The following is a 10,770-nucleotide window of genomic DNA, read 5'->3' as shown; positions in this document are numbered from 1 at the left end:
AAGAAGTCCTTGCCGCCTGGAAAGCTCGTTGGGATCTGGAGCGGGTGCATCGCCTGCTCAAACAGAACCTGGGTTTATCCAAATGCCTCTCTCGTTCCTATGCTACTCAACTCAAACATGCTGACCTGGCCATCGAGGCCCTACACCTTATTCGACAGCAAAAACAACTACATCCAGATCTTTCTTGGCGGACAGCACAGCACAATGCCGCAAAAACCCTCAAATCCCAGCTACTGACCGTACTCCCTGCCCTTTCAGTCTGACTTTATGCCCTTTTTTTACTACTTTTCACTACAGTTCAATCTCTTGGTTTATAAAAACAAACACACTGTCTTTTTGAATCCTAGAGCACACCCCTCCCGAACGGTCGGCGAAGAAAGCGTCTCCCTTCCAAGGGGCAGTATCGCCCTCCGCTACGCGGATAACTTCGGCCCTGTTGATTCGTTACCGTTCGGTAACGAATCAACCGAATCTGATATAAATCTGCCAAATGGCCTTTCGTAACCATTGCGTGCTGGGCAAAATCCCTGAGTGAGGAATGGTTGGCCGTAACCTACAATAGCTGCGGGAATCACTTAGAATCGGCTGGCATGCAAGGGCTCGAGGCCACCTACCATATCGAATCTACCCCTGACCAGATTGGGGCCAGGGCCGAAGCCCTGGCCATCGAACAAAGCATCGAGATGCCCCCCTCTGCCGTGCGTCAGCCGGAGGTTCTGCGCGAGGTGCTGGCCCAGGTAGTCTCCATCCAGGAAGCTGAAAAAGGCTATTACCGGGTCGTTTTGCGCTTTGCGGGCCAGACCACGGCTTTTGAAACCGCAGGCTTGCTTAACGTGTTGTTTGGCAACTGTGCGTTGCAAGAAGACGTAGAGCTGGTAGACCTGAACCTGCCCTCCGAACTTCTTTCGGCGTTTGCTGGGCCTCGCTTTGGGATTGTCGGGTTGCGCCAGCTTACCCAGGTACATGACCGGCCCCTTACCTGCACCGCCCTCAAGCCGCAGGGACTCTCCCCTACCCAACTGGCCGAACTGGCCCGTACCTTTGCACTGGGGGGCATAGACATCGTCAAGGACGACCACGGCCTTACCAACCAGCCCTACGCGCCCTTTGCCGAGCGGGTTCCCATCATTCAAAAAGCCATTGCAGAGGCCAACGCACAAACCGGAGGCCACACCCTGTATGCCCCCATGCTGACAGGTGGCCCCAAAACCCTGCTCGAGCGCCTGCAAACCGCCAAGCAGGCAGGGGTTCAGGTGGTGCTGGTAGCCCCAATGCTCCTCGGGCTTCCGGCCTTTGCCGAGCTGGTGCAAGACCTGAAGATGGCCGTGCTGGCCCACCCCGCCTTTGCGGGCCATCGGATAGCCCCGCCCCTGATGCTGGGTAAGCTGTTCAGGTTGCTGGGGGCCGATGCCACCATTTTCCCCAACTACGGCGGGCGATTTGCCTACAGCACCGAGACCTGCATGAACCTGGCCCAGGCTGCCCGGGTTCCTTGGGGACATCTCCGCCCCACCCTGCCGGTTCCGGCTGGGGGTATGACGGTGGAGCGAGTGGAAGAGATGGTGGGTTTTTATGGGACTGACTCCATGTTGCTGATCGGGGGCAATCTGCTGGCAGCAGGGGACAGTTTGCTGGAACGTACCCAGGCTTTCGTACAGAAAGTGGCGGCCAGCGTGGGCAAAATATAGCGGTAGAATGGGACCATGGCGGTCACTCGAGCCAAAACCAAGCGGGCTTTCCAGAACTACACCTGGGAGGATGTGGAGGTGCTGGCCTACAAATCCGAGGAAGCAGCGCCTTTCAAAAACGTAACCCGCCAGGTGCTGTTTGACGACCCCCACCTGGCCGCCCAGTGGCGCTACTTTGAGGTTGCACCGGGGGGACACACCACCCTCGAGCGCCACCAACACGTGCACGCCGTGATGGTCATCCGGGGGCGGGGGGCTTGCCTGGTGGGGGACGAGGTGCATCCGATTGGTCTGCACGACCTGATTACCGTGCCGCCCCTTACCTGGCATCAATTCCGCGCTACCGAGCATGAGCCCCTGGGCTTCTTGTGCCTGGTAAATGCCGAGCGCGACCGGCCTCAGTTGCCGGGCCCCGAAGACCTGCAAACTTTACGACAAAACCCCCAGGTAGCCACTTTTATTCGGATATGAACGAAGCTTGTCTAACTGGGAAAGGCTTGAGAAAAGCTTGTGATAAGGTGATGGCATGTCGAAAAGAGGTGTATTTGAAGAAACTAAGGGGGCTGAGAACCCCGATGCCCACCTCGAGCAAATTCGCTCGATTTTGTTTGGGCAGCAGATGCAGGAGTTTGAGCGCAAGCTTCAGGGACTGGAACAGCGTGTTCAGGAGAATGCAGGGCAGATGAACCAGAGCCTGCTGGATCGAATCGCGACGCTGGAAAACCGCTTGGTGGGACTTTTGCAGCAGGAGGCTGAGGAACGGCAGATCGCCGACCATTCATTGCAGGGCAGCCTGGATACTGCGGTGGACAACCTGGAGGGCAAACTGGCCTCACAGATGAAAGAAATGCGGGCCGACCTGAAGGATCAAGGCAAGGAGCTACATAAGAAGCTCGACCACCTGGCCGCAAGTCTTCAGGCCGCTATAGACGAGTTGCGCCTGCACAAAACCGACCGCGCTACTTTGGCCAACTTGCTGGTTGGCCTGGCCGAAAAGTTGCGGAAGGAGTAAAGCGCTTAGGGCTTTGGAGATGTAGGTTTCTCCCTCTCTACCCTGCCCCGCTCCAGTCATGGCCCACCCCACTCCCCCCTCCCCCCAAGACGACCTCGAGGCGCTGCGAAGATTGTTGCTCGAGCCCGAGCAGCAAGCCCTGGAGGAGTTGCAAAACCCCAGGCTCTGGGAGGAGCAGGTCGCTAAGGTGCTCCCCGAGGCCCTGGTTCGGCGGGCCCACGCAGATAAATCGGTACAGTACGCCCTGAACCCGATTCTGGAAGAAACCTTTGTGCGGCTGGTGCGGCGCAACCCCAAGCTGCTGGTGGAAATTTTATTTCCTGTCTTGCTGCCGGCCATTCGCCGGGCGGTGGCCAGCCTGTTTGCCTCGCTGACCCAGAGCCTTAACCAGACCCTCGACCAGGTTTTTAGTATTCAGGGGTTGCGTTGGCGGCTCGAGGCCCTCTCTACCGGCAAGAGTTTTGCCGAGGTGGTGCTCTCGCACACCCTCTTGTACCGGGTGGAGCAGGTGCTGCTCATCCAGCGGGACAGCGGGCTGTTGCTGGCCCATCAGGTAGCCGAAGGGGTCAATGTCCAGGACGGCGCTCTGGTCTCGGGCATGCTCACGGCCATCGGCGATTTTGTGCGGGACTCCTTCGACCCCGAGGCCGGGCTCAACACGGTGAACTTTGGTGAGCGGGTGCTGGTGGTCGAGCAGAGCGCTCAGGCCATCCTGGCAGCGGTAGTTCGCGGTAATCCACCCCCGGAGCTACAGGGGCGCTTACAGGACACCCTTTCGGAAATTCACACCCGTTTTGCCGAGGAACTGCGGCGCTATTCAGGTGATAATCAGGTTTTTGCCGATGTTCACCCAATGCTGGAAGCCTTGCTGGAAACCCGGTACAAGCGCCCGGAGAGCCGCCGCCCTTATGCGGTTTTGCTCATTGTGGGCGTATTTTTGGCTGGGCTGGGCTGGTGGAGTTGGAACAATTTCCAGGCTCAGCGAGCCTGGCAGAGCTACCTCGAGCGCCTTTCCCAAACCCCTGGCCTTGTGGTCACCGAGGCACCTCGCCGCTACGAAGTGCGCGGCCTGCGTGACCCCCTGGCCGCCGACCCCCAGACCCTGCTAAAGGGCCTTCCCCTTCGCCCCGAGCAGCTCCGGGCTACCTGGCAGCCCTACCAGTCCCTCGAGCCCGAGATGGTGCTCAGGCGGGTGCAGGAGCGCCTGGACACCCCCAGCACGGTGCGGCTGGCCTGGCGCGATGAGGTGCTGGTGGTCTCGGGCCGCAGCACCTGGGCCTGGCTCAGCCGTCTGCGCAACCTGGCCCCTTTGCTGGGGGTGGAGCAGCTCGATGCCAGCCAGCTTGTGCTCGAGCCGCTCCGCAGATGATGGCAATATTCTGCCAGGCCCGCCCCTTGCGCCCATTGCACCTGCAACCGTAGACTGCACTCACCATTGTGAAGCCTCTATTCAAATGCATTTGCTGTTCAGCTTCAATCGATGAAGGACAGGGGGCCAACTGGTGATTCAGAAAAAAATCTGCATGCTGGGCGCATTCGCCGTGGGCAAAACCAGCCTGGTCGCACGGTATGTGCACGGCATTTTTTCAGAAAAATATCAGACCACCGTGGGGGTCAAAATAGATAAGAAAGTGGTCACGGTAGGACATCAGGAAGTCAGCCTGGTGCTATGGGATCTCTATGGTGAAGACCAGTTCCAGCGGGTGCAACCGTTTTACTTACGCGGTAGTTCGGGCTACTTGCTGGTTGCCGATGGCACCCGCTCCGAGACCCTCGAGGTCGCCCAGAGCATTCAGCAGCGCGCCCAGGAGGTGCTGGGGCCGGTTCCCTTCATCCTGATGCTCAATAAACGCGACCTGCCCTGGGCCGTGAGCGAAGCCCAGCTAAACGATCTTCGAGCCAGCGGCTGGGATATCCGCTACACCAGCGCCAAAACGGGTGAGGGAGTGGAGGAAAGCTTCGAGTCCCTTGCCAAACGAATGCTGGAGCAATCTTGAGAGCCCGGGGGTATGAAAGACCAACATACCCTGGAGGCGCTTAGCGGATGCCCATGACCTCGAGGGCTTTCTCCAGCATGGCATCGCGCCCGGTACGGGCAATGGCTTCGGGTTCGTAGGCCATCTCAACATCGGGGGTGACAAACGCCGGCAAGGCCTCGCCATTGGCCTTGAAAGTACGGATATAGGTAATGGCAATCGCCGAGCCATCCGCCAGCGGCCAGAACTCCGTAGCGGTGTTCATCACACCTGCTGTGCGCTGACCAATCACCTTGATGCCGCCAAACTGCTGGAGTACATAGGCCATAATCTCGCCACAAGAGGCTGTTCCGGGGCTTACCAGGACCGCTACCTGCCCGGTGAAACGAGCAGCTTGGTTCAGACGATAGGGTGGGTTGGGGTCTTTGGGGTCGTTGCCCAGCACTGCTCCGTCGGCATATCCAAAAGGTACTGCAACGCTTTTAGTACGCATTTCCAGAGCAAAATTGCCCACAAAAGCACCCGGGGCACTCGAGCATTCAGTCTCTTCCCCACCCGAGTTGTCCCGTAAATCTACAATGAGCGCTCTGGCACCCCTGGCCTGGGCTTCCAATACAAGCTGGTGCACCCTGGGGCCAATCTGCTGGTAGACCGCAAAGTCGGGGATGCGCAGCACCAGCACCCCCTCTGGCAATCCCCCGGGGGCGTACAGGGTAGGCAGCACCGGCAAGCTATAGGGTTGGCGGCTCAGGGTAAGTTGCAAACGCTCTTCCCCACGCAAAAGCGTCAGGCGCACGGGCTGGTCGGTATTGATGCGGGCTCTGAAATCTTCCAGGCCGGTAAGCGGCATTCCATTGACTGCCTCCACACGGTCATAAGGGCGCACCCCCGCCAGGTCGGCGGCACTCTGAGGAAGCACCTCACTAATCAGCACCCGCCCATCGGCATAAGCCGGGATGGTGATGCCGTATACGGGTCTGGAGTCGGGCTTTCCTGCAAACCTTGCCAGAATTTGCTGGTAGCGCTCCCGGCTCAGATAGAAGGTGTGCCCATCGCCAATATTACGCACCAGACGAGCAATAATCCGGGCCGCTTCCTCAACCCCACACTGCGGCTGACCCGTGCAGGCCTGCGCCAACTCGCGCCCAGACTGCTCGGCCAGAGCATCCCAATCCACCACGCTGTAGCCATAGTAGTGGGTTCGCAACTCACCTATTGCCTGTTGCAGCAAATCGCTGGCCGGCGAGGCCCGGACCAGCTGAATCAACAGCACAAAAGCCAGAACCACCGGGCGCATACACATGGCAGTAATGTAGCAAGACTCTACATGGAAACGGTGAACACACCTCAGGGTTGGCGGTTCAGCAGCAAATACACCACCACAATCACCAGCAGCCAGAGCCACCAGCGGTTGCCAAAGCTGCCCAGGAAGGGGCGGCGTTCGGGCTGGGGCAGCGGAGCTGAAGCACCCGGGATTATGGAGCGAGGCGGGCGGGCCGCAGGCTGCATCTGCAAGCGCTGGCCGCGTTTAATGTGGTAAACCGATTTGTCAATCTGGCCTTTTTTGCGGTAGGCCGCGCCCAGGTTGTGATGCGCCAGGGCATACTCGGGATTGAGTTTCAGCACCTCTTCATACATGCGAATGGCTTCGTCGGTCTGGCCGGCCTCGAGGGTCAGGTTGGCCAGGTTGGTCTTGACCCGGTAGTGGCCGGGGTCGGCCAGCAGGGCCCTATCAAAAGCCTGTCTGGCCTCTTCCCGATTGCCGCTGCGAATGCGCAATAGCCCCAGCGCAGCCCAGGCCTCTGCGCCCAGGTGGGGGTGGTCGAGGTAGGCAGCAATTTTGTTTTCATCTTCCAGGTCAAATGCTTCTATGGCCGCCTTAGCCTGAGAAACATCCAGGTAGCCTGCGATCAGATCGCCATCCTGTTCCAGGAGCTTCTGGGCCTTGTCATACTCCTTTAGCCGTAGCCAGTCACGCAACTCCAGCAGCACCGCTAGCCCATCGGCATTTCCCTCTTCCCCAGCTAGAATTCGGCCTCGAGCTTCCTCATAGCGCCCCAAACGGATAACCTGGTCAAGTTCTTCCATCTTATTGATTCAACAGCCTATTGCACGCAGGCGGGTGAGAAAAGAGCCCACTGCCGAAATCACCGTTCCCACGACCCGGCACGGCAAAAACCGCACTACTGGTGCAAGCACTACTGGTGCAAGCACCTGGCATCTGGAGTAAGTTCTCGAAGAAACCGCTCTCAGTGCGAAGGTGCTTTTGGAATAGCGGCCTGGTTCAACGCCAACAATTCCGGCACGGTCACAAACCGATACCCCTGGGCTTGCAAGGCTGGCAGAATGGTGTGCAAGGCCTCCACCGTTTTACGGCGATCCCCCCCACCATCGTGCAACAAGACAATGCTGCCGGGCTGGACGTTGTGAAGTACGTTTTCCACAATGGACTCTGCCTCGAGAACCTCGGTATCCTTGCCCAATACCGACCACTGCACCACCGTATATCCCTGCTGCAAGGCATAATCGGCCAGACCATTGTGCAGGCGGCCCCCAGGAGGCCGGAATAAGGAGGTGGTGAGGCCCGTGGTATGCGCGATAAGAGCTGCTGTGCGCTCTATTTCCTCTCCGGCTTCCTCTGGGGTCATGGGGGTGTTGCGGTGGCTCCAGGTATGGTTGCCGATGGCGTGGCCTTCCACCACTACCTGCTGGGCAATCTCAGGACGCCTTTGCAGGTGCAGCCCCACCCAGAAAAAGGTGGCCTTCGCACCATACTGCCGCAACACCTCCAACACCGCCACGGTGTCGGGCCAGGGGCCATCGTCAAAGGTAAGGGCAACCAGTTTTTCTTCCCCCACGGGCACAACCCGGCGCACCACCCCGGTATAAGGCGAGGCAGATTGATGGGATTTCTTTGCCATCAAAGGCTGGGGTTGAGGGTTGGGGGCAGGCCTCGAGACGGGCGCCGGAGGCTGTCCTGACTGCTCCAAGGCTTCTGGAAGGGGGTCCTGGCCTGGTGGGGCAATCGGCGTTTCCTCCAGTACCCTGCTTGAAGGCTTTTGGACAGGAGGGCTGGGGTTGGGTTTCGGCTCCACCGCAGGCGTTGGTTGGGCTTCAGCCGGGGTAGATGGAACCAGAGGGCTCTGAGCAGTCCCGGACGCTGCTGCCTCTGTCGGTTGGAGAACCGGAATAGCCCCGCTAAAATAACCCATTTGCAACACCACCACCACCGCAAGAAACAGGGCCAGCCACGGCTTGTAGTGGGCCTTGGGCTTGGTTTTGCGTTTACGAGCCACCCGAATTAATTATTGCACGCATTTGCCATTAGAACGGTGCGGTTGTCATTTTTACTGTTTTGCCACCCCAGCGGTTCCACAGTTCGCTGCTCGGCGTGTTGCAGTTATCGGCTTTTGGAGCCGTGAGCTTGACATGGCCAGGTGCCTTTTTTAGAGTCGGTCCAGTTATTGCAAAGCTAGCAAGTACGAATGACACCAAAATGCATTGGTAAGATACAAACGCTATGGCAGACAATACGCGGGCTTGGATGGAAGAGCTGCTGGCCGAGATGGAAGAGCGACGCAAACATATCGAGGCGGGCGGTGGGCCAGAGCGAATCAAAAAGCAGCACGAGGCGGGCAAAATGACCGCCCGTGAGCGCATTCAGTATTTGCTCGACGAGGGTACCTTCGTCGAACTGCAACCTTTTGCCGAACCCACCGAGACCGAGCTGATGCACGGTATACAAGCACCTGCCGACGGCGTCATTACGGGATACGGCAAGATAGGCGGACGCACAGTTTTCGTCTTTAGTCAGGATTTTACCGTGCTGGGCGGGAGCCTGGGCAAGACCCACGGACGGAAGATTGCCCACGCGATGGATATGGCCGTAAAGGTGGGCGCTCCGGTGATCGGCCTCAACGACTCGGCGGGAGCCCGCATCCAGGAAGGCGTGGACAGTCTTTCGGGCTATGGCGAGGTGTTTTACCGTAATGCCATCTACTCGGGCGTGGTGCCGCAAATCTCGGCGATTCTGGGGCCCTGTGCGGGCGGGGCGGTGTACAGCCCGGCCATCACCGACTTCGTGCTGATGAGCAAGGGCAATAGCTACATGTTTATTACCGGGCCGGAGGTCATCAAGAGCGTGACCCGCGAGGAAGTTACCTTCGAGCAACTGGGGGGTTCGGAGGTTCACACCGCCAAGTCAGGGGTGGCTCACCTCGAGTGCGAGGGTGACCAGGGGGTGCTGGACACCATCAAACAACTGCTGGTTTACCTCCCGCAAAATGCCAGGGAAAAGCCACCCATTATCGAGAATGGCGATCCCAAGAACCGCAAAACCCCCGAACTATTGGATCAAGTACACCCCGACCCCCGACGCCCCTACAACATGCACCAGGTGATCGAAACCATTGTGGATGAAGGCAAGTTTCTGGAGCTCCACACCAACTTTGCCAAGAACATTATCGTGGGCTTTGCCCACCTGGGCGGCCAGAGCATCGGGATTGTGGCCAACAACCCGCGCTACATGGCTGGTGCGCTGGATATCAACGCCTCGGACAAGGCCGCCCGCTTTATTCGCACCTGCGACAGCTTCAACATTCCCATCCTGACCCTGGTAGATGTAACCGGCTTCTTGCCCGGCGTGGCCCAGGAACATCAGGGCATCATCCGCCACGGGGCCAAAATGCTCTACGCCTATGCCGAAGCCACCGTCCCCAAGATTACCCTGATCACCCGCAAGAGCTATGGCGGGGCCTACCTGGCCATGAACTCCCGCGACATGGGCGCGGATGTGGTGCTGGCCTGGCCTACCTCAGCAGTGGCCGTGATGGGCGCTGAGGGGGCCGCCAACATCATCTACCGAAAGGAAATTCAGTCCTCGCCTGACCCCGCCGCTACCCGCCAGGCCAAAATTAATGAATACAAAAAAGCCTTCGACAACCCCTACGTAGCGGCTGGACGGGGCTATATTGACGATGTAATTGACCCTGCCGAGACCCGGCGGCTTTTGATCCAGCACCTCGAGATGCTCTCTACCAAACAAGAAGAACGGCCTTATAAGAAGCACGGGAATATCCCGCTGTAGAAGCTGCTATCTCGAGCGCTGCATTCGCCCCTGGGGACGGGCCGACAAAACCCAATCAAAGCTGCTGCGGGCGCGGGTTTTCATGGTTTCGATGGCACTCCAGTTGGGCTGGCGTTGTGTAAGCACCGCCGAGGCCAGCAGGTCGGGGTCGCCGGGCATGTCCACATACACCGCTCCAGCATCGCGGCAAAAACCGGCCACCTTGGGGTCGTAGGCGATGCCGGCAAAGGGGGTTCCGGCAGCCGCCGCCAGAATGGCCCCATGCAGGCGCACCGAGACCACGTAGCCTGCCTGGGCCAGCAGGTAGCTCACCCGGCGCGGATCCCAGGCCAGCTCGCGGGTGAAGCTGCTGAATTTTTCCAGCACCGGCTCGTCGAAGCCCGGTTGCAGGGCCAGGACAACCACCTCCAGGCCTTCCACCCGTAGCCGATCGGCCAGCTTGTGCAGGCTGGCGTTGGCCTCCTCGGTGCCGTATTTGGGTACCAACACCACCATATTGGGCTCGCGCTCTACCGGTGGAGGGGCCAGCAGGAGGGCCGGGTCGGCCCCCAGGTGAACCTCGAGCCCTAGTCTGCGCCCATACTCGAGCGAGCCTTCATCGCGGAAGAAGCACGTCACCCCACGTAAGGCCCGCCTTACCCGCTGCTCACCCCGCTTGCTGAGGGGCCCCAGGGACTGGTTGAACACATACACCGGATTGCCCCGGCGGCGGGCCAGGCCCATTATGGACAGGTAGTACCACAGGCTCAGGCTCGAGGTCTTGTCCTGTAGCAAGCCCCCCCCGCCCGACAAGAGCAAATCCAGCGTGCCCAGGGCCTTCCAGACTTCCAGCGGCTGGGTGCGCTTGACGGCCTCAACCCCGTAGCGCTGGGCGGTTTCGTCGGGGTTGTTGGAGAACACCACGGCCTCGTGACCACGGGCTTTGACCTCATGCACGATGGCCTCGAGGATGGCCTCGTCGCCCGCATTCTGAAAACCGTAATACCCGCTGACCCCCACCCGCATGAA

Annotated in this window: 11 protein-coding genes; 7 read left to right on the top strand and 4 right to left on the bottom strand. The window is 59.4% G+C overall.

The window, feature by feature from the left end; all coding sequences use genetic code 11:
• From Mhypo_RS18340 to Mhypo_RS07750, 6 genes are all read left to right on the top strand, one after another.
• A partial coding sequence (locus Mhypo_RS18340; protein ID WP_420845998.1) for a hypothetical protein occupies positions 1-263 on the top strand: 263 nt, incomplete at its 5' end.
• A 327-nt stretch (positions 264-590) separates the two neighbouring features.
• On the top strand, positions 591-1,688 hold the full coding sequence (locus Mhypo_RS07770; RefSeq protein WP_119340733.1) for a RuBisCO large subunit C-terminal-like domain-containing protein: 1,098 nt from the start codon (positions 591-593) through the stop codon (positions 1,686-1,688).
• Between the two features lie 15 nt (positions 1,689-1,703).
• Positions 1,704-2,159, top strand: a complete 456-nt coding sequence (locus tag Mhypo_RS07765) for a cupin domain-containing protein (protein ID WP_119340732.1) — start codon at positions 1,704-1,706, stop codon at positions 2,157-2,159.
• Positions 2,160-2,214: 55 nt separating this feature from the next.
• Complete coding sequence (locus Mhypo_RS07760) at positions 2,215-2,700, top strand: hypothetical protein (protein ID WP_119340731.1); 486 nt, start codon at positions 2,215-2,217, stop codon at positions 2,698-2,700.
• A gap of 58 nt (positions 2,701-2,758) precedes the next feature.
• On the top strand, positions 2,759-4,069 hold the full coding sequence (locus tag Mhypo_RS07755; RefSeq protein ID WP_119340730.1) for an OmpA family protein: 1,311 nt from the start codon (positions 2,759-2,761) through the stop codon (positions 4,067-4,069).
• A gap of 133 nt (positions 4,070-4,202) precedes the next feature.
• Positions 4,203-4,697 carry a Rab family GTPase gene (locus Mhypo_RS07750; RefSeq protein ID WP_186814660.1) on the top strand — a complete coding sequence of 165 codons (495 nt, stop codon included), beginning with the start codon at positions 4,203-4,205 and terminating at the stop codon, positions 4,695-4,697.
• A 40-nt stretch (positions 4,698-4,737) separates the two neighbouring features.
• Here Mhypo_RS07750 and Mhypo_RS07745 read toward each other — a convergent pair whose 3' ends face one another.
• From Mhypo_RS07745 to Mhypo_RS18090, 3 genes are all read right to left on the bottom strand, one after another.
• The gene (locus Mhypo_RS07745) at positions 4,738-5,973 is read right to left on the bottom strand and encodes a S41 family peptidase (protein WP_170148244.1); all 1,236 of its coding nucleotides are present in this window, start codon (positions 5,971-5,973) and stop codon (positions 4,738-4,740) included.
• Positions 5,974-6,023: 50 nt separating this feature from the next.
• Positions 6,024-6,764 carry a tetratricopeptide repeat protein gene (locus Mhypo_RS07740; RefSeq protein WP_240637160.1) on the bottom strand — a complete coding sequence of 247 codons (741 nt, stop codon included), beginning with the start codon at positions 6,762-6,764 and terminating at the stop codon, positions 6,024-6,026.
• 161 nt (positions 6,765-6,925) lie between these two features.
• A complete protein-coding gene (locus Mhypo_RS18090; RefSeq protein WP_170148243.1) occupies positions 6,926-7,597 on the bottom strand; it encodes a polysaccharide deacetylase family protein in 672 nt (223 codons plus the stop codon).
• A gap of 599 nt (positions 7,598-8,196) precedes the next feature.
• Between Mhypo_RS18090 and Mhypo_RS07730 the strand changes: the two genes are divergently transcribed.
• On the top strand, positions 8,197-9,762 hold the full coding sequence (locus Mhypo_RS07730) for an acyl-CoA carboxylase subunit beta (protein WP_119340726.1): 1,566 nt from the start codon (positions 8,197-8,199) through the stop codon (positions 9,760-9,762).
• A gap of 6 nt (positions 9,763-9,768) precedes the next feature.
• On the opposite strand, the gene csaB is transcribed toward Mhypo_RS07730, so the two are convergent.
• Positions 9,769-10,767 carry a polysaccharide pyruvyl transferase CsaB gene (csaB, locus tag Mhypo_RS07725; RefSeq protein WP_119340725.1) on the bottom strand — a complete coding sequence of 333 codons (999 nt, stop codon included), beginning with the start codon at positions 10,765-10,767 and terminating at the stop codon, positions 9,769-9,771.
• Positions 10,768-10,770 lie beyond the last annotated feature (3 nt).

Origin of the sequence: Meiothermus hypogaeus (assembly GCF_003574035.1) — a bacterium.
In the GTDB taxonomy this organism is placed as follows: domain Bacteria; phylum Deinococcota; class Deinococci; order Deinococcales; family Thermaceae; genus Meiothermus; species Meiothermus hypogaeus.
The sequence above is the reverse complement of the archived record's forward strand: the minus strand, read 5'-3'. Positions and strand labels throughout refer to the sequence as shown.

Excerpts from the sequence above, each read along its gene's own strand:
- Mhypo_RS07755 (WP_119340730.1), top strand. The coding sequence starts at position 2,759 with ATGGCCCACCCCACTCCCCCCTCCCCCCAAGACGACCTCGAGGCGCTG.
- Mhypo_RS18090 (WP_170148243.1), bottom strand. The coding sequence starts at position 7,597 with ATGGCAAAGAAATCCCATCAATCTGCCTCGCCTTATACCGGGGTGGTG.
- Mhypo_RS07745 (WP_170148244.1), bottom strand. The coding sequence starts at position 5,973 with ATGCGCCCGGTGGTTCTGGCTTTTGTGCTGTTGATTCAGCTGGTCCGG.
- Mhypo_RS07770 (WP_119340733.1), top strand. The coding sequence starts at position 591 with ATGCAAGGGCTCGAGGCCACCTACCATATCGAATCTACCCCTGACCAG.
- Mhypo_RS07765 (WP_119340732.1), top strand. The coding sequence starts at position 1,704 with ATGGCGGTCACTCGAGCCAAAACCAAGCGGGCTTTCCAGAACTACACC.
- Mhypo_RS07730 (WP_119340726.1), top strand. The coding sequence starts at position 8,197 with ATGGCAGACAATACGCGGGCTTGGATGGAAGAGCTGCTGGCCGAGATG.
- Mhypo_RS07760 (WP_119340731.1), top strand. The coding sequence starts at position 2,215 with ATGTCGAAAAGAGGTGTATTTGAAGAAACTAAGGGGGCTGAGAACCCC.
- csaB (WP_119340725.1), bottom strand. The coding sequence starts at position 10,767 with ATGCGGGTGGGGGTCAGCGGGTATTACGGTTTTCAGAATGCGGGCGAC.
- Mhypo_RS07740 (WP_240637160.1), bottom strand. The coding sequence starts at position 6,764 with ATGGAAGAACTTGACCAGGTTATCCGTTTGGGGCGCTATGAGGAAGCT.